This is a genomic window from Paracidovorax wautersii (genome assembly GCF_031453675.1).
Lineage (GTDB): Bacteria > Pseudomonadota > Gammaproteobacteria > Burkholderiales > Burkholderiaceae_C > Paracidovorax.
In genome coordinates this window covers 2,893,664-2,919,936 of the sequence record NZ_JAVIZX010000001.1, presented here as the reverse complement: position 1 = coordinate 2,919,936, position 26,273 = coordinate 2,893,664, and the positions used below count along the sequence as shown (strand labels likewise).

Below are 26,273 nucleotides of genomic sequence, written 5' to 3'. Positions count from 1 at the left end.
TGGCGCCCTTCACTTGCCAAGGATTTCTTCCATGCCCCAGTCCTCATCCACCCAGTCTGCACTCTCCTTCAACAACCCCGCCGGCCTGTACGACCCGCAGCCCAACGGCTATTCGCACGTCGCCATCGCCCAGGGGCCGGTGCGCACCGTCTACATCGCGGGCCAGGGCGGCGAAGACGCGCACGGCGTGCTGGCCACCGGTTTCGCCGCGCAGGTACGGCAGGCGCTGACCAACCTGCAGACCGCGCTCGCCGCAGCCGGTGCCCGGCCTGGCGACGTAGCCAAGCTGACCGTGCTGATCGTGGACCACACGGAGGAGCGGCTGGGCGTGTTCGGACAGGCCCTCAAGGCGCTGTGGGCGGATGCGCCCTTGCCCGCCTGCACCCTGATTCCCGTGCCCCGGCTCGCACTCGATGGCATGCTGTTCGAGATCGACGCCACCGCCGTGCTGGCCGCCCCCTGACGCCGGGATCCGCTCACGCCCATCTTTTCCTTCCCATGGGTCCGACCACGTTCCCGCGCCCACCGCTCCCCATGCCGTCCCGTTTGTCCTCTGCTCCCTCCTCCTCTCCTGCCCCCGCGGCCGCCGCAGGCCTGTCCACCCCCGTGCTGCTGCTGATGGCCGCCGCCTGCGGCCTGTGCGCGGGCTCCAACTACTACAACCAGCCCCTACTGCACTCGATCGCCATGCAGTTGCGTGTCAGCGAGGCGACGGCCGCGCTCACCGTCACGCTGGCCCAGGTGTCGTATGCGCTGGGCCTGCTCCTGCTGGTGCCGCTGGGCGACAAGCTGGAGCGCCGCCGGCTGATCGTGGCGCTCATCGTGCTGGCGGCCGTCGGCCTGTTCCTCAGCGGCTTCGCGCAGGGGTTCGCGATGCTCGCCCTGGGCACGCTCATGACGGGCCTGTTCTCCGTGGCGGCGCAGGTGCTGGTGCCCATGGCCGCGGCGCTGGCCGCGCCGGGGCGCAGCGGCCAGGCCGTAGGGCTGGTGATGAGCGGGCTGCTCACCGGCATCCTCGCGGCGCGCAGCGTGGCGGGCCTGCTGTCGGGACTGGGCGGCTGGAATCTGGTGTACCGCGTCGCCGGCGTGGCCATGCTCGCCGTGGCGGTGGCGCTGTGGTTTGCGCTGCCCGCCCTGCGCAACCCGCAGGCCCCCAGCTACGCGCAGGTGCTGCGTTCGCTGGGCACGCTGGCGCGGCGCCATCCGCGCCTGCGCAGCCGTGCGCTGTTGGGCGGGCTCTCGTTCGGCTCGGTGAGCGTGCTGTTCTCCACCATGGCCCTGATGCTGGCCGGGCCCGCGCACCGCCTGAGCGACGTGCACATCGGGCTGGTGGGCCTGGCCGGCGTGGCGGGTGCGCTCATGGCCAACGCCGCCGGGCGCCTGGCGGACCGCGGCCTGGAGCAGCTCACCACCCGCGTGTCCGTGCTGCTGGTGCTGGGCAGCTGGGCGCTGCTGTGGCTGGGCGGCGGCAGCCTGGTGGCGTTCTTGCTGGGCATGCTGCTGATCGATCTGGCCCTACAGGGCGTGCACATCAGCAACCAGAACGTGATCTACCAGCTGGCGCCCGAGGCACGCTCGCGCCTGAATGCCGTCTACATGACGACCTACTTCGCGGGCGCGGCCGGCGGCTCCGCGCTGGGCTCGTGGGCGTGGCAGCACGGCGGCTGGGGTGCGACCTGCGTGGCGGGCGCCGGCGTGGCCTTGCTGAACGGCCTGGCCATGGTTCACGACGCGCGGCTGGCGCGCCGTCCGGAAGCGCAAAATACATAGCAGCTTGCGCACCATCCACGGGCGCTGCAGCCGTTTTTGCCCTCCATTTGTTTCCAACCGAAACGGGCGTGATTTCTGACAGGGCCGAGGCTGCCCCTTGCCCTGTAATGGAGTCCGCGACGCCCTGCACCCCGCAGGCGCCATTGACTCCAAGGAGGACCCACCCATGACCCAACACGCCACCATCCACGGACACGTGACGTACCGCGAAGGCGACGGCATGCCGATCGCCATTCCGCAAGGCCCGGTGGAGCTGGAACACGCGCCCGACAGCGTGACCCTGAGCTGGACGGCCGACAACGATGCCGCCGGTCTGACCGCCATTCCACGCGACCAGTTCGAGCTGTATGTGAACGAGGGCAAGATCCGCGTGCAAGGAGAGGACACCGCCCCCGCCGAGAGCGACCCGGCGGCCTGACGGCGCCGCTTCTTTGCTGACCGCGCAGGGCCCCTCGGGGCCCTTTTCTTTGGGTCTGCGGCCACTGGCACTGGGCTAGGATGCCGAAGCCCCCTCGCGCCTGCCATGCCCCTGTCCCACGCCACGCTTATTCCCCTGTACGAAGCCGCCGCGGCCTTTCCGGCTGGCCATGCGCTGTCGCAGGCCCTGATGGCACGCGCCGAGGCATCCGCCGTCGGGCACGACCATGCGTGGGTATTGCAGGTGCACGGAGATCTGGAGTTGGCGTCGCTCGATCTGCAGGCGCCGCTGGCCGGCTTGGCTGACTCCCTGCCCGCGGGAGGCGCCGACGCGCCGGCCGCACCGTGTCTGCTGCTGGTACAGGGCGCGCTGCGCGTCGCAGGCGCGCTCATCGCTCCCAGCACACCCGCCGGCTGTGCGCTGTACGTACGCGGCGACCTGTCGTGCGGTCACGCTTTGCTCTCGGGCGATGCCGCCGTCGAGGTGGAGGGCCGCCTGCAGGTGGCCGGCCTCCTGTGGTGCGGGGACGGCCCAGAGGACGCGTCTGTCGATGCAAACGCTGCAGCGCACGCGCCGCCCGCCGCCCTGGCCGTGCACGGCACCTTAAAAGCCGCCGTGGCCGTGTTCACGTCTGGCGTGCGCGTGCAGCTTCCAGGGGAGAAGCACATCGGCCTGTGCCTGGATGCCGCCCGGCAAGACCCACGCCACGCCGCGCTGGCCCATGAAGCCCTGGCACTGCGGCTGGTGCCTGGGCTTCTGCAGCCCATGGCGCCGGCGCCCGACAGCGTCAGCGCATTGGTCGATCTGCCCCGCCTGCGCGCCGCACTGCAGGCCGGCGAGCCGGTGCTGCGAGGGGACCCCGAGGCGCAACTCCCGATGGATGCCGCCCTCTGCCCAGGCCCCGCGCCCACGCTGGCGCAGCTGCACCAGCTGCTGCGCGCCGCCCTGCCCGACAAGACCCGGCACAAGGCCCAGGGCTGGTTCGGGCAGACCGACTTCCTGCTCACGCGCCGCCACCAGGACGAGGATGGCGACACCTACCACGACGGGCTCTTTCTCACCGAGTGGAAGGCCTGGGATTTCTGGTTCTCCGACGTGCCCGCCCCCGAGGCGCGCAGCCTGCTGGGGGCCGCGGCGGCGGGCGTGCGCCGTCTGGCCGCCGCGCCCTGGCGCCGCACGGCGCCAGCCCTGGCGCCCGGATTCGCCCAGCTGTTCCGCGCCTACGGCGCCGATGGCCGCCCCGGTGCCTGGCAGCCGCTCGCCGGACCGCAGGCGGCGGCACCCACCGAAGCCTTGCAGGCCTGCGCGCTGGCCTGGCAGGGCGTGGTCGACTACTGGCGCAAGGCCGAAGGCCAGCGCCGCGCCGGGCACCCGCTGCACCAGCGCCTGCTGGCCGAACTGACACCGGCACGCGCCGAGGCGCTGACGCTGCGGCCCGTCTTCACCGCGCAGTACGACGACTGGTGGGACAGCGAGCGCAACGGCTGGTGGGAGGGCGATCTGTGGGTCGGTGCGCGCCAGCCCTGCGTGCGCCACGGCAGGCGCTGGGGGCGTGCGCTCAAGCTCAGCTGGGAGAACGGCCCCCCGGGCCCGGGCGACGCGGATGACGACACGCTGGCCAGCTACCAGATCGACATCGAACGCGATGGCGCAGGCCGCCCGGCCCTGCGCATCACCTATGCCCAGCGGCAGGGCGACGAGCGCGTGCCCCTGCCGCTGCATGCCGTGGACCACACGGCGCGGCTGCTGCGGCTGTTTGCCGGGATCGCGCAGCGCCTGGAGCAGACCAGCGCCCAGCCCGCAGCGCGCGACGCCGAGGCCCGCCGCATCGCCGCCGAGGTACAGCTGCTCCGCACACCGCCCTTCGCCCCGCACCTGCCAGACGACGCGGTCCTCCCCACCGCGCTGCTGGCCGCGTCCGACGCCTGGCAGGCCGATGGCCGGGCCTTCGTAGCGCAGGTGCGTGCCCGCCTAGCCGCAGAGTCCGAGTCCGAGTCCGAGGCCGCCGCGCCGGGCAGCGGCGGTGGTGCGTTGCCGCCCTGGCCGGAGGACGCCCGCCGCCACCGCGCCGACACCGTGCTGCAGCTGGCGCGCGTGGTCAGCCGCCATGCCGATGCGGACCTGGCCGCGCGCCTGCACCACCGGTTCGCCTTCGCCCCCGAGGCCTTTGCCGGCCACGCCGCCGCCGCGGGGCGGGCGGTGGGCCCGGTGTTTCTGCTGGACGGCGGCACCATCGTGGCGCGCATCGCCCCCGCCCAGGACCAGGCTGCGCAGTGGCTGCGTGCCAGCGCGGACGGGCTGCAGGTGCAGCCGCTGGACGGTGTGCGCAGCGTGGGCCGGTCGGCATCACGCACCTGCTTCGCCATAGACGCCGGTGACGGCGTCCTGACCATGCGCGAGGGCTGGGACGGCCCCGTGCTGGCCCGCCTGCCGATGCCCGCGGAAGCCCTCTCGGACGATGGGCCGAACGCAGGGGAAGAGGACGGCGCAGCGACCGCCGCCGCTGGGCCTACGCAGATCCTGCCCAGCGACGACGGCCAATCCGCGCTGCTGCGCACCCGCAGCGGCCACCTCTACCGCACGGATGCCACAGGCGTTCAGCGCGTGCCGCCTGCTGACGGGGCTGCGCCCGCCGGCCTTGCGTGGCCGGCAGCGGGCGATGCGCCCACAGCCACCGCCCAAGGCCTGGTGGTGCGTGGCGACGGAAACGGAGGGTTGCGGGCCGATCTGCAGGACCGCCCCGCCTCCGGCCCCGGACTGTGGCGCCACCCTGTCGGCGGCGGCGCACTGTGCGGCCTCGACATGGCGCGCGACGGGCGCACGCTGGTGGCGGGCAGCCGCGGCGGCTACCTGGTGCTGCTGCGCAAGGGGCCGGGGCTGGATCCGTTCGCCGCCGGCACCTCGCGCTTTGCCGAGGCCTGGCGGCTGATCTTCTGGCACGGCGAGGACGCACCGATCCGCTGGTGAACGCGCGGCGCTGGGTGATGGAAGGGAAGGGCTCAACGCCCGGCCAACGCCCGCCGTGCGCAGAGCCCAGAGCCCAGAGCCCAGAGCCCAGAGCCCGGCGCACAGGCCGCGGGGCCACCACACCAGACCAACTATCAATTCAATAGCTGACTGCGAAGTCAGGACGGGCGCTGGAGCCGTTTTTCATCAAGACTCTTCGCCGGCCTCCGAATCCGCGCCGCCCGCCGGTGCACCGCTCCGCTTGCGCCCGCCCTTGCGCGCCTCGCGGGCGGCCTTCTTGGCCGAGCGTTCGGCCTCCAGTGCCTCGGACTCGGTGCACCACGCCTCGAACTCGGCCGGCGTCTCCAGCGTGATGCGGCCCAGGACGGCGCTGCGCAGGTCGGTCATCACCAGCTCGGCGGCCTTCTGCAGGTTGACGCGCCCGCCGGACATCACCGCCCCGCGCTTGCGGGCGATGGCCTCCAGCAGCTCTTCCTCCCGCAAGGCGTCGATGGCCGCCGGGCTCAGCCCCAGCTTGTAGCGGGCCTCCAGCAGCGGCGCGTAGGGCTGCTTGAGGTAGGCCAGCAGTTCCAGCGCCACCTCTTCCTCGTCGTAGGCGTTCTTGCCCACGGCCCCGCTGGCGGCCAGCTTGTAGCCGCTTTGCGGGATGGTGATGCGCGGCCACAGCATGCCGGGCGTGTCCCACAGATAGAAGTCGTCGGCCAGGGTGATGCGCTGCTCCAGCTTGGTGATGCCGGCCTCGTCGCCCGTCTTGGCCTGGCTCTTCTTGCTGAGCGTGTTGATGAGCGTGGACTTGCCCACGTTGGGAATGCCGCAGATCAGCACCCGCATGGGCTTGGCCATGCCGCCGCGCTGCGGCGCGAGCGCATGGCAGGCGTCGATGAGGCGGCGCGCCGGGGCGGGCTCGGAGGCATCCAGGCCGATGGCGCGGATGCCCTCCTGCGCGTTGTACCAGTCCAGCCACAGCGGCGTGCGCGCGGGGTCGGCCACATCCTGCTTGTTGAGCACCTTCACCGACGGCTTATGCCCCGTCAGCTCGGCCAGCAGCGGGTTGCGGCTGGAGCCCGGCAGGCGGGCGTCCAGCAGCTCGATCACCACGTCGATGTCCTTGATGCGCTCGCCGATCGCCTTGCGCGTGCTGTGCATGTGACCGGGAAACCACTGGATGGCCATGGAGAAGATCTTTCGCTCGGGGGGTGGGGAATCAGGGCGCCAAGGATAAGGCAACGCTGAACCAGTCCATCGCGCGCTGCGCATCGCCGCCGGAGACGATCTGCCGCGCTACGAATCCTCGCCGTGGGCACGGTTATGGCTGCGGTTGGCGCTTGCAGCCGATCCCCCAGGCAGCGCGCGCCGCATCGTGGGGACCTGTTCAGGGTTGCCATAATGCCTCCGCGCCCCGCTCCATTCGACCTGCCCAAGCCATGCCCTCTCCGTCCCCCGCCCGCCGCCACAAGGAACACTCCGAACTGCTGTTCAAGGGCGTCACCTGCACGATCATCGGTATCGTGATCCTGCTCGCGCCGTACTACGCCAAGTCGCTGTCGGTGCGCGATCTGATGGGACAGGTCTACCTGGTGGGCTGGTTTGCGCTGGTGCTGGGCGTGGCCTTCATTGGCCGCTGGGGCTGGCTGCGTGCGCGCGCCAGCGGCCAGCCGCGCCCGTAATTCCCTTGCCATGACCCCGCCCCTGGCCAGCGCGGACGACGCTGCCCGCGCGTTCGCTGCCCTGCAGTCCGCCGCCAGCGCCCGCGGCGTGGCACTGCGCCCGCCGCCGCCGTTTCCCACCAGCTGCTGCGGCCGCGGCTGCAATGGCTGCGTCTGGGAAGGTTTCTATGCCGCCGCCCACTGGTGGTGCGAGGACGCGCAGGAAGCGCTCGCCGCCGCCTGACCGCGCAGGCCCTGGCTGCGGCGGGGCCTCCGCCCGCCCCTCCTACCCCTGGCCCGCCGGCGGGACCGGAATCGCCTGCCGCATCCAGTCGCGGAACGCCCGCACCACCGGTGCCTCGGCCCGGGCCAAAGGCACGGCCAGGTAATAGGCGTCGCTGCCGGTGAGCGCGCCGCCCGGCAACTCCACCAGCGTGCGCGACGCCAGTTCCTCCTGCACCAGGAAGCGCGGCAGCAGCGCAGCGCCCAAGCCGGAAGCCGCCGCCTGCGCAATCATCGCGAACTGCTCGAAGCGCGGGCCGCGCAGCGCCTGCGGCGCCGCCACGCCGGCCTGTTCGAACCAGTCGGCCCACAGCGTGGGGCGCGTCGTCTGGTGCAACAGGGTCAGGCCCGCCACACCGGCGGGCGCGGCGACGGCATGGCGCGCCAGCAGCCCCGGGCTGCAGACGGGCACCACCTCTTCGGGCATGAGGAAGTCGCACACCGCTCCGGCCCAGTGCGGCGCGCCGTAGTGGATGGCGGCGTCGAAGGGCTCCTGCCCGAAGTCGAACGGCTCGGTCCGGGCCGAGAGGTTGACCGTCACCTCCGGGTGGCGCGCCGCGAAATCGGGCAGGCGCGGCACCAGCCAGCGCGCGCCCAGGGTGGGCAGCACGGCCAGGTGGAGCAAGCCGCCGCCATCGGCCAGGGCCATGGCTTTCTGCGTGGCGGCCGACAGCTGCTGCAGCACGGCGCGCACGTCGGCGGCGTACAGGCGACCGGCATCGGTGAGCAGTACGCGCTGGCGCACCCGCGCGAACAGCGCCTGGCCGAGCTGGGCTTCCAGCTGCCGGATCTGGCGCGAGACGGCGCTCTGGGTGAGATGCAGTTCCTCCGCGGCGCGCGAGATGCTGGCATGGCGGGCAGCGGCCTCGAAGGCCATCAGATCGGCCACCGGGGGCAGAAAGCGTTTACGGAACATGGGGCAAGTGTTTCATGCGACTGGAGAATGAAGTAGCGGGACACCTTCCCCTTCCACTCGGGCGGCATCATGCCACTTCATTCCCGCAGCGCAACAACTCGTTCCCTTTTTTTGCTATGCATCCGCACACCGCTGGGCGATAGTGCGGCCACGCCTGGGCGCGCCACCGCCGCGCGCCCCTTCCGCTTCTTCCCGCCGGCAGCGCCTGCCCCCGCGCTCCCGGTCGAACCGTTGACCTCCTTGCCCATGACCCCATCCTCCGCCCCCACCGCACTCCCCTCCGCTGCAGCAGAAGTCCACGCGCTGCTCGACCGCCTGGGCGTGCCGCGCACCGCCTGGGAAGGCGGCGACCTGCCCGTGCGCTCACCCCTGACAGGCGACACCGTGGCCCAGGTGCATCAGCACACCGTGCCGGGCACCTCGGACGCCATCGGCCAGGCGCACGCCGCCTTCCTGCAATGGCGCGATGTGCCGGCACCGCGCCGGGGCGAGTTCGTGCGGCTGCTGGGCGAGGAGCTGCGTGCCGCCAAGGACGACCTGGGCCGCCTGGTCACGCTGGAGGCCGGCAAGATCCCGTCCGAAGGGCTGGGCGAGGTGCAGGAGATGATCGACATCTGCGACTTCGCCGTGGGCCTGTCGCGCCAGCTCTACGGCCTGACGATCGCCACCGAGCGCCCCGGCCACCGCATGATGGAAACCTGGCACCCGCTGGGCGTGTGCGGCGTGATCTCGGCCTTCAACTTCCCCGTGGCCGTGTGGTCGTGGAACGCTGCGCTGGCCCTGGTGTGCGGCAACGCCGTGGTGTGGAAACCTTCCGAGAAGACACCGCTGACCGCTCTGGCCACCCACGCCATCGCGCAGCGCGCCCTCACCCGCTTCAATGCCGACGGCGGTGGCGCCCCCGATGGCCTGCTGCAGCTGCTGATCGGCCAGCGCGCGGTGGGCGAGGCACTGGTGCAGGACCACCGCGTGCCCGTGGTGTCCGCCACCGGCTCCACCACCATGGGCCGCGCCGTGGCGCCGCAGCTGGCCGCGCGCTTCGCCCGCGCCATCCTGGAGCTGGGCGGCAACAACGCCGCCATCGTGGCCCCGTCCGCCGACCTGGACCTGGCCCTGCGCGGCATCGCCTTCGCGGCCATGGGCACGGCCGGGCAGCGCTGCACCACACTGCGCCGGCTGTTCGTGCACGCCAGCATCTACGACGCGCTGGTGCCGCGCCTAGCCAAGGTCTATGCGGGCGTGCAGGTGGGCGATCCGCGCGCGGCCGGCACCCTGGTGGGCCCGCTGATCGACGGCGCGGCCTTCGAGGCCATGCAGCAGGCCCTGCACGAGGCGCGCCGCGCCGGCGCCACCGTGCACGGCGGCGAACGCATCGCAGGCATCGGCGGTGACCAGGCCTTCTACGTGCGCCCCGCCCTGGTGGAACTGCCCGCCCACACCGGCCCGGCACTGCGCGAGACCTTCGCGCCCATCCTGTACGTGGTGCGCTACGAAGCGCTGGATGACGCCATCGCCTGGAACAACGCCGTGGGCGCGGGCCTGTCGTCGTCGATCTTCACGCTCGACCTGCGCGAAGCCGAGCGCTTCCTGTCGGCGAGCGGTTCGGACTGCGGCATCGCCAACGTGAACATCGGCCCCAGCGGCGCGGAGATCGGGGGTGCCTTTGGTGGCGAGAAGGAAACCGGCGGCGGCCGCGAGGCCGGCTCCGACAGCTGGAAGGCCTACATGCGCCGCGCCACCAACACCATCAACTACTCCCGAGCGCTGCCGCTGGCGCAGGGCGTGCAGTTCGACGTGTGAGCCGCGCCACCCCAGGCCACCCGAGGGGCCACCCCCGCAAGCCCTGCGGCCGGGGGCCGCGCCGCCTTCACGGCGGCCAAGCCCCGCATTCGCTCTTGTTCTTCCTGACATCCTTTCCGGCGACCCCATGAACCCAGCCCTTACCTCCCGCACCGGCGGCCAGATCCTCGTCGACCAGCTCATCCTGCACGGCGTGCAGCAGCTCTTCTGCGTACCCGGCGAAAGCTATCTGGCCGTGCTGGACGCGCTGCATGACGCGCAGCTCGGCGTCACCGTCTGCCGCCAGGAAGGCGGCGCGGCCATGATGGCCGAGGCGCAGGGCAAGCTCACCGGGCGCCCCGGCATCTGCTTCGTGACGCGCGGGCCGGGCGTCACGAATGCGTCTGCCGGCATCCACATCGCGCACCAGGACTCCACGCCGCTCATCGTCTTCGTGGGCCAGGTGGCGCGCGGCGCGCTGGGCCGCGAGGCCTTCCAGGAGCTGGACTACCCCGCCGTCTTCGGCACCATGGCCAAGTGGGTGGTGCAGATCGACGACGCACGCCGCGTGCCCGAGCTGGTCTCGCGGGCCTTCCACGTCGCCACGTCCGGCCGCCCCGGCCCCGTGGTGATCGCGCTGCCGGAAGACATGCTGACCGACGCCGTGCAGGTGGCCGACGCCCTGCCCTACACCGTGCCCGAGACGCACCCCGGCGCGGCCGCGCTGCAGGAACTGGCCGAGCGCCTTTCGCAGGCCGAACGCCCGGTCGCCATCCTGGGCGGCAGCCGCTGGTCCGAGCGCGCCGTGCAGGACTTCGTCGCCTTCGCCCAGGCCTGGAGCCTGCCCGTGTACTGCTCGTTCCGCCGGCAGATGCTGTTCCCGCACACCCACCCCCACTACGGCGGCGACCTGGGCCTGGGCGTGAACCCCAAGCTGCTGGCGCGCATCCGCGCGAGCGACCTGGTGCTCGTCGTGGGCGGGCGGCTGTCGGAGATTCCGTCGCAGGGCTTCGAGCTGTTCGACATTCCCGTGCCGCAGCAGCGACTGGTGCATGTGCATGCCGATGCCGACGAGCTGGGCCGCCTGTACCGCCCCGCCCAGGCCATCCACGCCACGCCGCAGGCCTTTACCGCCGCGCTGGCGGGCGTGCGGCCCACGGCGCCGGTGCGCTGGGCCGAACACACGGCCGCGGCGCACGCCGAATACCTCGCCTGGAGCGACCCGGCCCCCATCCGCATTCCCGGCACGCTGCAGATGGGCGCGGTGATGCAGCACCTGAAGGAGGTGCTGCCCGCCGACACCATCTTCTGCAACGGCGCCGGCAACTTCGCCACCTGGATCCACCGCTTCTGGCCCTTCACCACCTACGCCAGCCAGTTGGCGCCCACCAGCGGCTCCATGGGCTACGGCCTGCCGGCGGGCGTGGGCGGCAAGCGCCTGTGGCCCCAGCGCGAGGTCGTCGTGTTTGCGGGCGACGGCGACTTTCTGATGCACGGCCAGGAGTTCGCCACCGCCGTGCAGTACGGCCTGCCCATCCTCGTGGTGCTGCTGGACAACGCCATGTACGGCACCATCCGCATGCACCAGGAGCGCGAGTACCCCGGCCGCGTCAGCGCCACGATGCTGAAGAACCCCGACTTCAAGGCCTACGCCGTGGCTTTCGGCGGGCACGGCGAGCGCGTGGAGCGCACGGAAGACTTCGCCCCCGCCCTGGCCCGCGCCCGTGCCAGCGGCCTGCCTGCGGTACTGCACTGCCTGCTGGACGCCCAGGCCATCACGCCCACGGGCACGCTGGACGGCATCCGCGATGCGGCGCTGGCGAAGCAGCGCTGACGGCCGCGCGGAGCCCATTCAAGGCCCAATCGGCCTCTTGCGCTTGCTGGATAAGCGCAAGCAGCTATCAATCATGTAGCAAAACATGAAAAAGGGCTCCCGATGGGAGCCCTTTGTCTTTCTCTGTCCGGTTGCCGGCCGGGGCCTCCAGCCCGGGTTCGGCCGCGGGGTGCCTCAGCTCCCCGCCACCTTCATCCGGTTGACCAGGATGGAGCCGACCGTCTTGGCGCCGTAGTTGTAGGCGTCGGCACCCACGGCCTCGATGCCCTTGAACATGTCCTTCAGATTGCCCGCGATGGTGATCTCGTGCACCGGGAAGGCGATCTCGCCGTTCTCCACCCAGAAACCGCTGGCGCCGCGCGAGTAGTCACCCGTCACGTAGTTCACGCCCTGGCCCATCAGCTCGACCACGAACAGGCCCGTGCCCAGCTTGCGCAGCATGGCGTCCAGGTCGTCGCCGGCGCGGGTGCGGCGCGAGCTCAGCACCAGGTTGTGCGAGCCGCCGGCGTTGCCGGTGGTCTTCATGCCCAGCTTGCGCGCCGAGTAGCTCGACAGGAAGTAGCCCTCCACCCGCCCGGCATCGACCACGCGGCGCGCAGCCACGCGCACGCCTTCTTCGTCGAACGGCGAGCTGCCCTTGCCGCGCAGCACGAAGGGGTCTTCCAGCAGGTCGATGTGCTTGGGGAACACGGTCTTGCCCAGCGAGTCCAGCAGAAAGCTGCTCTTGCGGTAGAGCGAGCCGCCGCTCACCGCCTGCACGAAGGCGCCCAGCAGGCCCGCGGCCAGCGGCGACTCGAACAGCACGGGGCACTGCGTGGTCGGTATCTTGCGGCTGCCCAGGCGGGCCAGGGCGCGCTGGGCGGCGTAGCGGCCGATGCGCTCCGGCGCAGCCAGCTCGGAGGCGTCGCGCATGGAGCTGTACCAGGCGTCGCGCTGCATCTCGGCATTCCGGCCGGGCAGCGAGGCGATGGGCGCCACCGACATGCTGTGGCGCGAGCTGGCATAGCCGCCGCGGAAACCCCGCGTGTGCGCGCTGAAGAAATGGCTCTGCTGGGCCGACACGCCCGCGCCTTCGCTGTTGGTGATGCGCTTGTGCGTCTGCAGCGCAGCGGCTTCGCATTCCAGCGCCAGGCGGGCCGCCTCTTCGCTGGTCAGCGCCCAGGGATGGAACAGGTCCAGCTCGCGGTGCGTGTCCTCGGGCGCGATGTCGGCCGCATCGGGCAGGCCGGCCACGGGGTCTTCGGCCGTGAAGCGGGCGATGTCGTAGGCCGCTTGCACGGTGCGTTCGATGGCCTGGTCGGAAAAGTCCGAGGTGCTGGCATTGCCGCGGCGGTTGCCGATGTAGACCGTCACGCCCAGCGACTTGTCGCGGTTGCGCTCCACCGTCTCCAGCTCGCCCTTGCGCACGCTCACCGACAGGCCGCAGCCTTCGGACGCCTCGGCCCCGGCGTCGGTCGCACCCAGTTTCTTGGCATGGGCCAGGGCCCGATCGACCAGGTCTGCGAAGAAGGGACGGGTGTAGCTGAAGCCGCTGTCGGCCTGCGAAGAGACGGCGCCAGCGGCGCGGGAGGCGGGTGTATTCATATCGGCAGCTATGATACTTGCCGCTTCCCGGCACCATGGAGCCGGGTCTTTCTCCGGGCACCCGCGTGCCCCACCCGTTACCCCCACCATGTCACGCAAACCCAAAAAAGGCTATTTCGTCCGAGGCCATTTCGTTGCCGAAGGCAGCGAACTGGACCTGCAGCTGAAGGCCGAGCTCAAGGGCACGACCGAGTCGAGCCGCACGGACATGAAGCGCGAAAGCGACGAACTCCAGGACCTGGGCACCGAGCTGCTCACCCTGCGTGCCGACCTGATGGACCGGCTGGACCTGCCCGAAAAGCTCAAGGACGCCATCGCCGAAGCCAAGCGCATCACCAACTTCGAGGGCAAGCGCCGGCAGATGCAGTTCGTCGGCAAGCTCATGCGCCGCCTGGACGAAGAAGCCGTGGCCGCCGTGCGCGGCGCGCTGGACGAACAGCGCAACGGCTCGGCCACTGAAAAGCTGGCGCTGCACCTGGCCGAGCAGTGGCGCGACCGCCTCATCCACAGCGACGAGGTGCTGCTGCAGTGGATGGAACAGTACCCGCGCACCGACACGCAGCAGATCCGCGCGCTGATCCGCCAGGCGCGCAAGGACGCGCCCGCCGGCAAGGAGGCCAACGTGGCCGAATCGCAGGGCCTGGCCCCGCGCAAGGGCCGCGCCTACCGCGAGCTGTTCCAGCTGGTGCGCGAGCAGATGCAGGACGCCGGCACCGAGGCCCGCCAGGAAGGCGCCGAACGCGATGCCTGAGTCCGCCGCCGCTGCGCCCCTGCCGGCGCCCGAGGCCGTCCACATCGGCATCGTCTCCATCAGCGACCGCGCCAGCACCGGCGTGTACGAGGACAAGGGCCTGCCCGCGCTGCAGGACTGGCTCACGCGCGCGCTGCACAACCCCATCACCTTCGAGGCCCGCCTCATCCCCGACGAGCAGGCCACCATCAGCGCCACGCTGATCGAGCTGGTGGACGCCGGCTGCAGCCTGGTACTGACCACCGGAGGCACCGGCCCCGCCCTGCGCGACGTGACGCCCGAGGCCACGCTGGCCGTGGCGCACAAGGAGATGCCGGGCTTTGGCGAGCAGATGCGCCAGATCAGCCTGGCCTTCGTGCCCACCGCCATCCTGTCGCGCCAGGTGGCCGTGGTCCGCGACCGCAGCCTCATCATCAACCTGCCGGGCCAGCCCAAGGCGATCGCCGAAACGCTGGAAGGCCTCAGGCGCGATGACGGCACGCACGCCGTGCCCGGCATCTTCGCCGCCGTGCCCTATTGCATCGATCTGATCGGCGGGCCTTACCTGGAAACGCGCGCCAGCGTCTGCAAGGCCTTCCGGCCCAAGACGGCGCAACGCCCGGCGCGGCCGGACTGACCCGCCCGCCGCCCCGGGCTGCGGCCGCCGGGGCGTTGCCCAAGGGAGCCTCTGCACGCATCGAGCGGCAAGTGGGCGCTGCGGATCGGGCGGGGATGCAAGGCGCAGAACGCAGCAATAGCGTGGCTATTGCGAGTATTTGCAACGCCGCAGACTGCCCGAGGCCGCAGATGCACACGGCGCGGTGATTCGGGCAGAGGACCTCTAAGGCTGAAAGCCCGTGCGGTCCGCGTCCGTGATGGGCCGCAGCACCCGGCACGGCACGCCCGCCGCAATCACGCCTGCCGGGATGTCCGACGTGAGCACGCTGCCCGATCCGATGATGCTGTCGTCCCCGATCTGCACGCCCGGGTTCACATGCGTGCCCGCGCCCACCCACACCCGGTTCCCGATGCGCACCGGCTTGCCGATGCAGCCTCCGGCGGCGCGTTCCGCTGCATCGATGGCGTGGTTGGAGGTGTAGATGCCCACGCGGGGGCCCAGCAGCACGTCGTCGCCGATGTGGATGCCGCCGCCGTCCAGCATCACGCAGTCGAAGTTGGCATAGAAGCGGTCGCCGATGTGGATGTTGCTGCCGAATTCGCAGCGGAAGGTGGGCTCGAAATGCACGCGCGTGCCGACCGAGCCCAGCAGCCGGCGCAACAGCGCCTCGCGCTCGGCCGCCGGTTGCGAGAACGAGGCGTTGTATTCGTTCGTCAGCAGCACGGCGCGCTCACGGGCGGCCAGCAACTCGGGCGTCAGGTCGTTGTACATCTGCCCGGTGCGCATATGGGCGAATTGGGTGTCCAGAGAGGTCATGGGGTAACGGAGATTTGAGAAGCAGGCAGAGCGCGCGCAGCGCCGCGGCAGGCTAGCCCGTTCGCGGGCGGCCAGGGGAAGCCTGTGCGACCGCAGCGCCGGCGGAAAGTTCGCACCGGCGCCGTGGCTCCGCGGGGACGGAGGTACCGTCAGAGCCTGTTGACGATCTCACAGGGGATCGTCAGCAGGCTCTCAGGCCGTGCTGGGATGCGCCCGGACGAAGTCCACGAAGGCGCGCAAGGGCTCGGGCACCAGCCGGTGGCCGGGGTAGTACAGAAACGGGCCCGCGAACCGGGGCCACCACTCTTTGGCGATCGGCACCAGCGCCCCACTGTCCAGGTGCGGCTGCAGCCATCCCTGGAACAGGTAGACCACGCCCATGCCCTCCACGGCGGCCTCCACCGCCAGATCGGCGGCGGCCCCGGCCTGCACCACCAGGGCCGGTGCCGGGTCCAGCCGCAGCGTCTCGCCCCGGCGCTCGAACTCCCAGAGCGGCATGGACCCGCTCTCGAACCGCACCCGCAGGCAGTCGTGCGCCATGAGTTCGCGCGGATGCGCCACCTTGCCGCGCCGCTTCAGGTAGCCGGGCGACGCGGCGCAGGCGAAGTGCTGCACACGCGGCCCGATGGGCACGGCGATCATGTCCTGGTCCAGGCTCTCTCCGTAGCGGATACCGGCGTCGCAGCCCGCGGCCAGCACGTCCACGAAGCTGTCTTGCGCGATCACCTCCAGCAGGATGTGCGGATAGGCGGCGCGGAAGTCCGGCACGATGGCCGGCAGCACCAGCTTGAGCGCCGACACCGGCACGTTGATGCGCAGCGTGCCGGCCGGGGCTCCGCGCAGCGCGCCTGCGGCGCCCAGCGCCTCCTGCACCTCTTGCAGCGCCGGCATCAGGCGCTCCAGCAGCCTGCGCCCGGCGTCCGTGGGGGACACGCTGCGGGTGGTGCGGTTGAGCAGGCGCACGCCCAGGTCGTCCTCCAGGCGGCGCACGGCATCGCTCACCGCAGACGGGCTGGCGCCCAGGTGCCGGGCCGCACCGCGGAAACCCTGGGCCTGGGCCACGGCGGCAAAGGCGTGGAGCTGGTTGAGGTCGGCTTTCATTGTGCAGATATTCGAACAGGCCGTGCGGATTGCGATGGATTATCAAACAACCGAAGCCTTCCTAGACTGCGCTCATTCCACGAAAGGCAAGCCATGAACGCTCCAGACTCCCACCGCACCTTCCCCCTCGGCGACCGCACCGTGAACCGCATCGGCTACGGCACCATGCAGCTGGCAGGCCCCCACGTCTTCGGCCCCCCGAAGGACCGCGAGGCGGCCATCGCCGTGCTGCGCACTGCCGTGGAAAACGGGGTGAACCACATTGACACGGCCGACTTCTACGGCCCGCACATCACCAACCAGATCGTGCGCGAAGCTCTCCACCCCTACGCCAGCGACCTGACGCTGGTGACCAAGGTCGGCGTGCGGCGCGACGCGCAGGGCGCCTGGCTGGCGGCGGCGTCGCCCGAGGCACTGCGCCAGGCCGTGCACGACAACCTGCGAAACCTGGGCCTGGAGGCGCTGGACGTGGTGAACTTCCGGGTGATGATCGACACGATGGGCCCGAAGGAAGGTTCCATCGAGGAACCCGTGGCGGCACTGGCCGCGCTGCAGAAGGAAGGGCTGGTGCGCCACATCGGCCTGAGCAACGTGACGCCCACGCAGCTGGCGCAGGCGATGCGCATCGCCACCGTGGCCTGTGTGCAGAACCACTACAACCTGGTCCACCGTGCCGACGACGCCATGGTGGACCTGCTGGCCCGCAGCGGCATTCCCTACGTGCCCTTCTTCCCGCTGGGCGGGTTCACGCCCGTGCAGTCCACCGCGCTGTCCGAGATCGCCCTGCGCCTGGGGGCCACGCCGCTGCAGGTGGCCCTGGCGTGGCTGCTCAAGCGCTCGCCCAACATCCTGCTGATCCCGGGCACCTCGTCGGTGGCGCACCTGCGGCAGAACCTGGCAGCCGCCTATGTGCAACTGAGCGACGACGTGGTGCGCGAACTGGACGGCGTCGCGGCGCAGGCCGGCGCGCGGCCTGCAGGCCACTGAGCGCGCCCCCTGGCACGCCGGCGCCTTGCCTTGCCTGCGCGGGCCCCTGCCCCGCCGTCAGACCCGCGGCGGCAGCGGATAGGCCGGGTCGGTGAAGCCGGGCGTGGAGGGGTGGCCGGGCGCTACCAGCGAATCCACCAGCGCCTCGTCTTCGGCCGTCACGGTATAGCCCAGCGCCGGGGCGTAGTCCTGCCACTGGGCCAGCGTGCGCGGGCCGGCGATGACGGAGCTGATGGCGCCGTGGGCCAGCACCCAGGCGGTGGCGAACTGGGCCAGCGTCACGCCGCGCGCCTCGGCATGCTGCTTGAGCTGCTGGGCGATGACCAGGGACTCTTCGCGGAACTCGGTCTCTGCCATGCGCTTGTCGCCGCGAGCGGCGCGCGTACCCTGCTCCGGTGCCTGGCCCGGCAGGTACTTGCCGGTGAGCACCCCGCGCGCGATGGGGCTGTACGAGGTCACGCCCACGCCGTGGTGTGCGCAGGCGGGCAGGATCTCGACCTCGGGCATGCGGTTGAGCAGGTTGTAGTACGGCTGGCAGACGACCGGCCCGGGCATACCCAGCTGTCGCGCGCCGTGCACCAGCTCGGCGATGCGCCAGGCGCGGAAGTTGGACACGCCCCAGTAGCGGATCTTGCCCGCGCGCAGCAGCGCGTCGATGGCGAACAAGGGTTCCTGCAGGTCCATGCCGTTGAAGTCACGGTGCAGGTACAGCACATCCACATGGTCGGTCTGCAGACGCGCCAGGCTGGCGTCCACCTCGCGCAGCATCCAGCTGCGGGAGTAGTGGCTCTCGTTCACGCGCTCGGACATCTTGTTGCCCAGCTTGGTGGCCAGCACCCATTCGTGCCGCTGGCCCTGGAGCAGCTCGCCCAGCATCGTCTCCGACGCACCCTTGGTGTACACGTCGGCCGTGTCGATGAAGTTCACGCCCTGCGCGCGCGCGTCGGCCACGATGGACGCGGCCTCCGCCTTGTCGGTCTGGTCGCCAAACATCATGGCGCCCAGGCACAGGGCCGAGACTTTGAGGTTGCTTTTGCCGAGGTTGCGGTACTGCATGGTTGCCTTTCTGGCCTTCGGTGGAAGGCGGGTTGCATCAACGATGAGGGAGTCAGACCCAGGGTGCGGACAACGCGGCGCCTGCGCTGAGCTGCCACCCGCCCGAGCGCAGCGCAGGACAGGGTCAGTAGTGCGGCGGCAGCTCGTCGCGCAGGTTGCGCGCGGCGGCGCCACCGCCGGCCTCGGGCATCTGCTGGCGCAGCTGCGCGATGGTGCGCGCCAGCGCGTCGATCTGCCGCTGCTGGCGGTAGATGGTGAGGTTGAGCTGGTCCAGCAGGTCTTCGGTGTAGCTGGCCTTGATTTCCAGCTCGTCGAGGCGCTGGTCGGGGGAACGGGATGCGGACATGGCCCTATTGGAACGCATGCCGGCGCTGCCGGGGCACCGTCGGTGCAGAACCCTTCCAGCGTGCGCCGCGGGGACTATCAAAAATGAGAGCAGCTTGCGCTTTATCCTTCTGGCTTTCAGGCATTAATCGCCTCGAATTGCTTACTGATCAAGCGCAGACAGCTCCGCTATCGATAGCACACCGTGCCGGTCACAGCGCCTGCGCCAGGCGCGCCACGCCTTCGCGGATCTTCTCCACATCGGCCGTGGCGAACGACAGGCGCAGCGTGGCGTGGTCGGGGTTGGCGCAGTAGAACGGCGTGCCGGGCACGAAGGCCACGCCCTGGTCGATGGCGCGCTTCGCCAGTTCGTTGCCGTCGGCCACCTTGCCGCCCGCGCCCGTCAGGCGCGCCCACACGAACAGGCCGCCCTGCGGCTGCACGAACTCGATGGCGTCGCCCAGCTCCTGGCGCAGCGCATCGCCCAGGGCCTGGGCGCGCTCGGCGTACACCGCGCGCACCTTGGCCAGCGTGGCGGGCATGCGGCCGGCCTTGAGGTACTGCGCGGCCGTGGCCTGGGCGAAGGTGCTGGTGTGCGCATCGCTGAACTGCTTGCACATCGTGGCTTTGCCCAGCAGCTCGGCCGGGGCAATCATCCAGCCCACGCGCAGGCCGGGCGACAGCACCTTGCTCAAGCTGCCGCAGTGCACCAGCAGCTCGCGGCTGCCCGGCACGCGGGCCGACAGGTTCAGCAGGCTGGGCGGCGGCGCTTCGCCGAAGTACAGGTCGCCGTAGGGGTCGTCCTCGACGATGAGGGTGTTGTGCTTGACGGCCATCTCCAGCACGGCCTTGCGGCGCTCCAGGCTCAGCATGGCGCCGCTGGGGTTGCCGAAGGTGGGGATCAGGTAGACGAACTTGGGGCGGTGCTCGGCGATGAGTTTCTCAAGCTCGTCGGTCTTCACGCCATTGGCGTCGATGGGCGCGCTGATGAGTTCGGCGCCGTAGAGGCGGAAGCACTGGATGGTGGCCAGGAAGGTCGGGCCTTCGACGATCACCTTGTCGCCGGGGCTGATGAGCGTCTTGCCCAGCAGGTCCAGCGCCTGCTGGCTGCCGGTGGTGACGATGAGGTTCTCGGGCGCCAGCGCAGTCGCACCCTTGGCGGCCATGAAGGCGGCCAGCTGCTCGCGCAGCGGGTTGTAGCCCTCGGTAGCGCCGTACTGCAGCGCCGCGCCGGGCTCTTCGGTCAGTGCCTTGAGCGAGGCTTCCTTGATGCCGTCCACATCGAACATCGCGCTGTCCGGAAACCCGCCCGCGAAACTGATGATGCCCGGCTTGCCCAGGAGCTTGAACAGCTCACGGATGGCAGAGGTTTCTACGTTGTTCAGGCGGTCGGCGAATTGCATGGAAAAGGCACCCCGGTGGCAATGGAAAACAGGCATTGTCGCCAATTGCCGCGCAGGTTTCCGCGGTTTCGGCGATTCGCAGAGCGCCGCCGCCGCAGGCGGGCGCGGCGCGAAGGCCCGCACCGCGCCGCAGCCTTCGCCAGCCGCACTCCCTCGGCCCGCAAGGGCATCCGGGCCACGCTCCGCTTGCGTCCGGCATTTTTGGCACCATGTGCTTCAGGCCACGCATCCGCACCTACGACATCCCCTCCGGCCCGCCCGCCGGAACGCACAGAACGACCAACAGCCCCATGAAGACCATCGACGAAATGTTGAACCTGGACTTGCTCACCCACGAGCAGCACCATGAGATCAGCGCCTGGATCGCCCGGTCCGCCACGCCGGAAGACATCCTGCAGATGCCCGCCCCGCTGTGGACCGCGGTGGAGCGCGCCAGCCAGGCCATGGGCGTGAACGAAGACCTGCTGCGCCCGCCGGCGCTGGATGCGGGCGGCGCGGCACTGGGCTAGGGCACCGCAGCGCAGACGGCGGCCGGGACGGGGCCTTCAAAGCCTGCCGTCAATCCACGCGGATATCGGCCCGCGCCGCCACGGCGCGCATCAGGGGCAGCTCGCGCTCCACACGGGCGCGCAGCGCTTCGCCGCTGCCCCAGGTGGGCGTGAGGCCGATGCCTTCCAGCTTCTTGCGGAACTCGGCCGATGCCATCGTGTCCTGCAGCGCCTTCTCCAGCTTCTTGCGCACCGGCTCCGGCAGGCCGGCCGGCGCAACGAACGCGAACCACGAGCCCATGTCGAAGCCGGGGTAGCCGCTTTCGGCCACTGTGGGCACCTGCGGCAGCAAGGCCAGGCGCTGCGGGCTCAGGGCCGCGATCGCCTTGATCTTGCCGGCCTGGATGAGCGGCGTGCTGGCCACCACCGTGTCCACGGCGTACTGCACCTGCCCGCCCATCAGCGCGGTGAGGTTGGGCGAACTGCCATTGAACGGCACATGCATCATCCGCATGCCCGTGGTGGACTTCAGCACTTCGCCCCCGAAGTGCACCGACGACCCCGTGCCGTACGAGCCGTAGGAGTATTTGTCCGGCGCGGCCTTCGTCAGCGCGATGGCCTCCTTCAGCGTGCTGCCCGGCGTGTCGTTGTGCGCCACCAGCAGCAGGCCCATGTCGGCCACCAGCCCCAGCGGCGTGAAGCTGCGCAAAGGGTCGTAAGGCAGGTTGTTGCGGATGGCCGGGTTGAGCGTGAGCGTGGTGTTGGCCCCGAGCAGCAGCGTATAGCCGTCCGCGGGCGCCTTCGCCACCATGGAGGCCGCCACCACCGTGCCGGCCCCCGGCTTGTTCTCGACCACCATGGGCTGCCCCAGGCGTTCACCGAGCGCCGTGGCCAGCAGCCGGCCCAGGATGTCCGTGGCGCCGCCCGGCGCGAAAGGGATCACGAGCTTGACCGGGCGGTCCGGGTAGGCCTGAGCCCACGCAGCCGCCGGGCCGGTGAGCGCCAGGGCGCCGAGCAAGAGGGTCGAGGCAAGGAAGCGGGAACGCAGCATGATGAAACTCTCCAGGGCAACGGACGACGGACAAACCGGCGGGGAACGGCCTCGAATGGCCTGCCGCCCCCGCAAGGGAAAAAACGCTCACGCCAGCAGCGGACTCCTCACGCGCGCGTGGCCGCTGGCCTGGTCGTAGGCGTGGCCGATCTGCAGCACCGCTGCATCGCATTGCGCCGGGCCGATGATCTGCAAGCCTGCGGGCAACCCGCCGGGGCCGAAGCCCGCGGGCGCAGCCAGCGCGGGCAGCCCCGCCATCGTGGCGGGCACCACGGCCTGCATCCAGCGGTGGTAGGTGTCCATGTCACGGCCGCCCACGGCATGCGGCCAGTCCAGTTCCGCCGCAAACGGAAAGACCTGTGCCGCCGGCATGACGAGGAAGTCGAAGCGTTCGAACAGCCCGCGCAGCACCTGGTACCAGGCCGAGCGCACGCGTGCGGCGTCGTACACCTGCAAGGCGCTCAGGCGCATGCCGCGTTCGATCTCCCACACGGCCTCGGCCTTGAGCAGGGGCCGCTTGGCGGGGTCGCGGTACAGCGCGGCGTTGGCGCCCGCCACGCTGAAACTGCGCAGGTCGATCCAGGCGTTCCAGAGCTGCTCCAGGTCGAAGGCAGGCACCGCCGCGTCCACGGTACAGCCCACCGTGCGAAAGTGCGCCAGCGCCTGCTCGCAGGTCTGCAGCACGCCGGGCTCGCACGGCAGGTGGCCGCCCAGATCGCCGAGCCAGCCGATGCGCGTGCCGTTGACATCGCGCTCCAGCGGCCGGCCCAGCGCGGCGACGTCGTCGTGCCGGCGGGTGAGCGGCAGGCGCGCATCGAAGCCGGCCTGCACGGACAGCAGCATCGCCAGGTCGGGTATGTTGCGCGCCATCGGGCCGGCCACGCTGAACTGCTGGAAGAACACCTCTTCCGTCGGCCCGTGCGGCACCAGGCCGAACGAGGTGCGCAGGCCGTAGACGTTGTTGAAGGCCGCCGGCGTGCGCAGCGAGCCCATCATGTCCGAGCCATCGGCCACGGGCAGCATGTGCAATGCGACGGCCACCCCGGCCCCGCCGCTGCTGCCGCCCGCGGAGCGTGCTGGATCGAACGCATTGCGCGTCGTGCCGTAGACCGGGTTGAAGGTGTGCCCACCCAAACCGAACTCGGGCGAGTTCGTGCGGCCGATGAACAGTGCGCCGCCGGCACGCATGCGCTCATACACCACGGCGTCGCTGGACGAGACCTGCCCGGCGAAGATCGGTGAGCCGCGCGTGGTCACCAGGCCGGCCGCGGGCATGATGTCCTTGGGCGCCTGCGGAAAGCCGTGCAGCGGGCCCAGGCTCTCGCCCCGCGCGAGTTGCGCATCCCGCTCGGCGGCCTGCGCTCTCAGCCCCTCGCGATCGGGCATCGCGACGATGGCATTCACCACCGGGTTCAGGCGGTCGATCTGCGCCAGCGTGGCGTCAAGCACCTCCACGCAGGACACCTCCCGGCCGTGGATGGCGCGGGACAGATCGGTGGCGGTCCGTCCCAAGAGACCCAGGCCGTTGGGCAAGGCGGCGCGGACGGCGCCGGATGGCAGGGTGGAAGCGGCGGCAGGTGGTGTCATTGCGATGGCAGCATAAGGACGCCCCTGCCCTTCGACAATCGACGTTTTCTGAGGGTATCGTTGCGTTTTACGCAAACCAGAATCTTCTCCATGCTGTCCAGCCGATTGCAGGAAACCGCCCTGCGCTACTTCCTGGAAGTGGTGCGCAGCGGCTCCGTGAGCGAGGCCGCCACCCGGCTCAATGTGTCGCCGTCCGCCGTGAGCCGACAGGTCGCGGCGCTGGAGGACCTGCTGGGCGTGCCGCTGTTCGACCGCCGCCCTCGCGGCATGGCACCGAGCCCCGCTGGCGAGCTGCTGGCCGCGCACGCCCGCCGCGGGGCGCTGGAGGCCGACCGCGTGGTGTCCGATATCCAGGCTCTGCAGGGCGTGCATACCGGGCTGATCCGGCTGAGCAGCTCGGCCGGCTTCGCCATCGAATTCCTGCCGCGCGTGATGGCCCAGTTCAGGGTGCGCTATCCAGGCATGCAGTTCCGCCTCAGCGTCGCCAGCCCTGCCGCCGTCACCGTCGCCGTGCTCAACGGCGATGCCGACGTGGGCCTGACCTACAGCCGCTCGGCGGAACGGGACATCACGGTGCAGCACCGCGAAGCCTCTCCCGTGATCGCCATCATGCGGCCGGACCACCCGCTCGCGCGCTTCCCCTCCGTGACACTGGCGCAGATGCATGCGCACCCCATCGCACTGCCGGAGCGCGACAACACCGTGCGGCAGCTGTTCGACATCGGCTGCAGCCAGCGCGGCCTGGTGTTCGAGCCGGCCCTGGTCTGCAACCATTTCGAGACGCTGACCCACTTCGTGCTGCACGGCGGCGGGCTGTCGATTTCCGGAGAGGTCACGGTGCGGGACCGTGTGGCCCGCGGCGAACTGCATGCGGCACAGATCCGCGAACGCGGCATGAGCGCACGTCTCACCGAAATCCAGACGCTGAGCGGCCGCACCCTGCCGTTGGGTGTGCGCCTGTTCCTCGACTACCTGCGCAGTGCATTGCCGGCGCCCAGTGGCTGAAGGAAGCCGCCGCCGAAGGTGCCTGGAGACGCTGCGCAGGAAGCAGGCCGGCCGCGCAGCACAATGCGAGGCAACGACAAAAATACCCACGCCACCATGAAGACCGAGCACATCGTCCCTTTCTTCGCCACGCTCAAGGCGGCCAATCCGCAGCCCAACACTGAACTGGAATACACCACCGTCTTCGAACTGCTGGCCGCCGTGCTGCTGTCGGCCCAGGCCACGGACGTGGGCGTCAACAAGGCCACGCGCAAGCTGTTCCCGGCGGCGGGCACGCCGCAGGCCATCCTCGACCTGGGCCTGGAAGGGCTGGAGGGCTACGTCAAGACCATCGGCTTGTACCGCAGCAAGGCGCGGCACCTGATGGAGACCTGCCGCATCCTCGTGGAGCGGCACGGCGGCCAGGTGCCGCGCACGCGCGAGGAGCTGGAGGCGCTGCCCGGCGTGGGCCGCAAGACGGCCAACGTGGTGCTGAACGTGGCCTTCGGCCAGCCCACCATGGCGGTGGACACGCACATCTTCCGCGTGAGCAACCGCACCGGCCTGGCGCCGGGCAAGAACCCGCTGGCGGTGGAGATGCAGTTGCTCAAGCGCGTGCCGGCCGAGTACGCAGTGGACTCGCACCACTGGCTGATCCTGCACGGCCGCTACGTCTGCCAGGCGCGCAAACCGCGCTGCTGGGAGTGCGCGGTGGCGCCGTACTGCGACTACCAGCCCAAGACGCCAGCGCCCTGAATTTGCATTAAATAAGGCTCCAGCGCCCGCCAATGGAGCGCATGAGGCTATCTATTTAATAGCAAATCAGGCTTTGAGCTCGCGCAGCAGCTTGCCCACGTCCAGCCCCTTCGCCCGCTCCTGGATCTGCGGGGCATAGCGCTGCTGCAGGCCCTTGGCCTCGTCCACCGTGCGCGAGAACGAGGCCTTGAGCGCGTCGGTGCTCAGCGTGCGGCCCCCGGCGTAGTAGCGCTGCGCCACCTTGCCCAGCGCGTAGGTGCTGGCGAACGAGAATGCCGAGCCCGTGGCCGCGCTGCCCACCGCACGGCCCATGCCGCCCATCACCTTGCCCAGCAGCCCGCCCACCAGCTTGCGGCCGAACTGCTCCACGTACTGCGAGGTGAGCCCCACGCCCACCGTGGCCAGGAAGTCGGCGATGTGCCGCTTGTCCAGCTCATAGCCATAGACCTTGCCCACGCGGTAGACCAGGCGCGTCTGCAACGGAATGATGGCCATGGAAGCCAGCGACTGCGGCAGCAGCTCCAGCGCGCCGTTGAGGATGGACGCGTTCAGGATCATGGAGTCGATCTCGGCATCGCTCACCGAGGCGGCGTTGACGGTGGCACCGGCGGGCGAGGCAGCCGCCACAGCAGCCGCTGCCGCAACCGCCGCGCCCCCCACCGCCATCGGCACGGCGGCCGTGGGGCCGGACCAGGCCTCGGACGGTGCGGGCTCGGCGCGCAGCGGCACATCGGCCAGCGCGTCGGCCTGCTCGATCACCTGCGCTGCCTCGGGCGCCGGCACCTGCAGCGCGGCAGCCAGGCGCTGCAGGAAGGCCTTTTCCTTGGCATTGCACACGCCGTCGGCATCGCACACGCCCACGGCCATCTCGAAGGCCAGGTGGCGCAGCGCAGGCGTGTCGAGTGCGCCGGCGGCGTCCTCCAGGCGTACGCGCTGCAGCAGCACGTCCTGGTACAGCTTCATCAGGTCCACGCCGCTGCCGGCGCTGAGCGATTCGGCCATGTCGCGCAGGTGGTCGCGTTCGCGCTCGTCCTTGTGTTCGTCGGCAAAGGCCGCCATCAGGCTGATGGACAGGACGGCGCGCAGGTGTTGGCTTTCCATGGATGCAGGTTCCTCGGGTAGACAGGACATCGGGCTGCGCGTGGCCGCGCCAGCCCCGTGGAGACGGACGGCAG

25 protein-coding genes are annotated in these 26,273 nt (G+C 70.6%); 14 read left to right on the top strand and 11 right to left on the bottom strand.

The window, feature by feature from the left end:
- Positions 1–31 precede the first annotated feature (31 nt).
- From QE399_RS13165 to QE399_RS13150, 4 genes are all read left to right on the top strand, one after another.
- Positions 32–463, top strand: coding sequence for a RidA family protein (locus QE399_RS13165; RefSeq protein WP_309829234.1), 432 nt, complete (start codon positions 32–34; stop codon positions 461–463).
- Between the two features lie 71 nt (positions 464–534).
- Positions 535–1,770: an MFS transporter gene (locus QE399_RS13160; RefSeq protein WP_309829233.1), complete on the top strand. Its 1,236-nt coding sequence runs from the start codon at positions 535–537 to the stop codon at positions 1,768–1,770.
- Positions 1,771–1,936: 166 nt separating this feature from the next.
- A complete protein-coding gene (locus QE399_RS13155) occupies positions 1,937–2,188 on the top strand; it encodes a hypothetical protein (protein WP_309829232.1) in 252 nt (83 codons plus the stop codon).
- 105 nt (positions 2,189–2,293) lie between these two features.
- Complete coding sequence (locus QE399_RS13150) at positions 2,294–5,155, top strand: hypothetical protein (protein WP_309829231.1); 2,862 nt, start codon at positions 2,294–2,296, stop codon at positions 5,153–5,155.
- 186 nt (positions 5,156–5,341) lie between these two features.
- Here the strand turns inward: QE399_RS13150 and ylqF are convergent, their stop codons facing one another.
- Positions 5,342–6,328, bottom strand: coding sequence for a ribosome biogenesis GTPase YlqF (gene ylqF / locus QE399_RS13145; protein ID WP_309829230.1), 987 nt, complete (start codon positions 6,326–6,328; stop codon positions 5,342–5,344).
- 251 nt (positions 6,329–6,579) lie between these two features.
- Here ylqF and QE399_RS13140 point away from each other — a divergent pair, with 251 nt between their 5' ends.
- Together QE399_RS13140 and QE399_RS13135 are read left to right on the top strand one after the other, a co-directional pair.
- Positions 6,580–6,822, top strand: coding sequence for a hypothetical protein (locus QE399_RS13140; RefSeq protein WP_309829229.1), 243 nt, complete (start codon positions 6,580–6,582; stop codon positions 6,820–6,822).
- Positions 6,823–6,832: 10 nt separating this feature from the next.
- Positions 6,833–7,045: an oxidoreductase-like domain-containing protein gene (locus tag QE399_RS13135; protein ID WP_309829228.1), complete on the top strand. Its 213-nt coding sequence runs from the start codon at positions 6,833–6,835 to the stop codon at positions 7,043–7,045.
- A gap of 42 nt (positions 7,046–7,087) precedes the next feature.
- Here the strand turns inward: QE399_RS13135 and QE399_RS13130 are convergent, their stop codons facing one another.
- A complete protein-coding gene (locus QE399_RS13130) occupies positions 7,088–7,999 on the bottom strand; it encodes a LysR substrate-binding domain-containing protein (RefSeq protein ID WP_309829227.1) in 912 nt (303 codons plus the stop codon).
- A gap of 246 nt (positions 8,000–8,245) precedes the next feature.
- On the opposite strand from QE399_RS13130, the gene amaB reads away from it, so the two are divergent.
- Together amaB and QE399_RS13120 are read left to right on the top strand one after the other, a co-directional pair.
- Positions 8,246–9,799 (top strand): L-piperidine-6-carboxylate dehydrogenase, encoded by a 1,554-nt coding sequence (amaB, locus tag QE399_RS13125; RefSeq protein WP_309829226.1) that lies wholly within the window; start codon positions 8,246–8,248, stop codon positions 9,797–9,799.
- A gap of 127 nt (positions 9,800–9,926) precedes the next feature.
- On the top strand, positions 9,927–11,612 hold the full coding sequence (locus QE399_RS13120; protein WP_309829225.1) for a thiamine pyrophosphate-binding protein: 1,686 nt from the start codon (positions 9,927–9,929) through the stop codon (positions 11,610–11,612).
- A gap of 174 nt (positions 11,613–11,786) precedes the next feature.
- Here the strand turns inward: QE399_RS13120 and pmbA are convergent, their stop codons facing one another.
- Positions 11,787–13,196, bottom strand: coding sequence for a metalloprotease PmbA (gene pmbA, locus QE399_RS13115; RefSeq protein ID WP_309829224.1), 1,410 nt, complete (start codon positions 13,194–13,196; stop codon positions 11,787–11,789).
- An 88-nt stretch (positions 13,197–13,284) separates the two neighbouring features.
- Between pmbA and yjgA the strand changes: the two genes are divergently transcribed.
- Both yjgA and mog read left to right on the top strand, forming a co-directional pair.
- Positions 13,285–13,947 carry a ribosome biogenesis factor YjgA gene (gene yjgA / locus QE399_RS13110; RefSeq protein WP_309829223.1) on the top strand — a complete coding sequence of 221 codons (663 nt, stop codon included), beginning with the start codon at positions 13,285–13,287 and terminating at the stop codon, positions 13,945–13,947.
- Entirely contained in the window at positions 13,940–14,563 is a 624-nt protein-coding gene (mog, locus tag QE399_RS13105) for a molybdopterin adenylyltransferase (protein ID WP_309829222.1), read from the top strand. Before yjgA ends, mog begins: the two co-directional genes overlap by 8 nt.
- Positions 14,564–14,767: 204 nt before the next feature.
- Here the strand turns inward: mog and QE399_RS13100 are convergent, their stop codons facing one another.
- Entirely contained in the window at positions 14,768–15,361 is a 594-nt protein-coding gene (locus tag QE399_RS13100) for a sugar O-acetyltransferase (protein WP_309829221.1), read from the bottom strand.
- Between the two features lie 192 nt (positions 15,362–15,553).
- Positions 15,554–16,462, bottom strand: a complete 909-nt coding sequence (locus QE399_RS13095; protein WP_309829220.1) for a LysR family transcriptional regulator — start codon at positions 16,460–16,462, stop codon at positions 15,554–15,556.
- 93 nt (positions 16,463–16,555) lie between these two features.
- Here QE399_RS13095 and QE399_RS13090 point away from each other — a divergent pair, with 93 nt between their 5' ends.
- A complete protein-coding gene (locus QE399_RS13090) occupies positions 16,556–17,449 on the top strand; it encodes an aldo/keto reductase family oxidoreductase (protein ID WP_309829219.1) in 894 nt (297 codons plus the stop codon).
- Positions 17,450–17,506: 57 nt separating this feature from the next.
- Here QE399_RS13090 and QE399_RS13085 read toward each other — a convergent pair whose 3' ends face one another.
- The 3 genes from QE399_RS13085 to QE399_RS13075 all read right to left on the bottom strand — a co-directional run bounded on the left by QE399_RS13085 (position 17,507) and on the right by QE399_RS13075 (position 20,232).
- Positions 17,507–18,505, bottom strand: coding sequence for an aldo/keto reductase (locus QE399_RS13085; RefSeq protein ID WP_309829218.1), 999 nt, complete (start codon positions 18,503–18,505; stop codon positions 17,507–17,509).
- Positions 18,506–18,629: 124 nt separating this feature from the next.
- Positions 18,630–18,851 (bottom strand): SlyX family protein, encoded by a 222-nt coding sequence (locus QE399_RS13080; protein ID WP_309829217.1) that lies wholly within the window; start codon positions 18,849–18,851, stop codon positions 18,630–18,632.
- A 190-nt stretch (positions 18,852–19,041) separates the two neighbouring features.
- Positions 19,042–20,232 carry an aminotransferase-like domain-containing protein gene (locus QE399_RS13075; RefSeq protein ID WP_309829216.1) on the bottom strand — a complete coding sequence of 397 codons (1,191 nt, stop codon included), beginning with the start codon at positions 20,230–20,232 and terminating at the stop codon, positions 19,042–19,044.
- A 290-nt stretch (positions 20,233–20,522) separates the two neighbouring features.
- Between QE399_RS13075 and QE399_RS13070 the strand changes: the two genes are divergently transcribed.
- Complete coding sequence (locus tag QE399_RS13070) at positions 20,523–20,741, top strand: hypothetical protein (RefSeq protein WP_309829215.1); 219 nt, start codon at positions 20,523–20,525, stop codon at positions 20,739–20,741.
- 49 nt (positions 20,742–20,790) lie between these two features.
- On the opposite strand, the gene QE399_RS13065 is transcribed toward QE399_RS13070, so the two are convergent.
- Positions 20,791–21,771 (bottom strand): Bug family tripartite tricarboxylate transporter substrate binding protein, encoded by a 981-nt coding sequence (locus tag QE399_RS13065; protein ID WP_309829214.1) that lies wholly within the window; start codon positions 21,769–21,771, stop codon positions 20,791–20,793.
- Positions 21,772–21,858: 87 nt separating this feature from the next.
- A complete protein-coding gene (locus QE399_RS13060) occupies positions 21,859–23,331 on the bottom strand; it encodes an amidase (RefSeq protein ID WP_405044109.1) in 1,473 nt (490 codons plus the stop codon).
- 117 nt (positions 23,332–23,448) lie between these two features.
- Between QE399_RS13060 and QE399_RS13055 the strand changes: the two genes are divergently transcribed.
- Both QE399_RS13055 and nth read left to right on the top strand, forming a co-directional pair.
- Positions 23,449–24,363 carry a LysR family transcriptional regulator gene (locus QE399_RS13055; RefSeq protein WP_309829212.1) on the top strand — a complete coding sequence of 305 codons (915 nt, stop codon included), beginning with the start codon at positions 23,449–23,451 and terminating at the stop codon, positions 24,361–24,363.
- A gap of 96 nt (positions 24,364–24,459) precedes the next feature.
- Positions 24,460–25,098, top strand: coding sequence for an endonuclease III (nth, locus tag QE399_RS13050; protein ID WP_309829211.1), 639 nt, complete (start codon positions 24,460–24,462; stop codon positions 25,096–25,098).
- Between the two features lie 66 nt (positions 25,099–25,164).
- Here the strand turns inward: nth and QE399_RS13045 are convergent, their stop codons facing one another.
- Positions 25,165–26,229: a YcjF family protein gene (locus QE399_RS13045; protein WP_309829210.1), complete on the bottom strand. Its 1,065-nt coding sequence runs from the start codon at positions 26,227–26,229 to the stop codon at positions 25,165–25,167.
- Positions 26,230–26,273 lie beyond the last annotated feature (44 nt).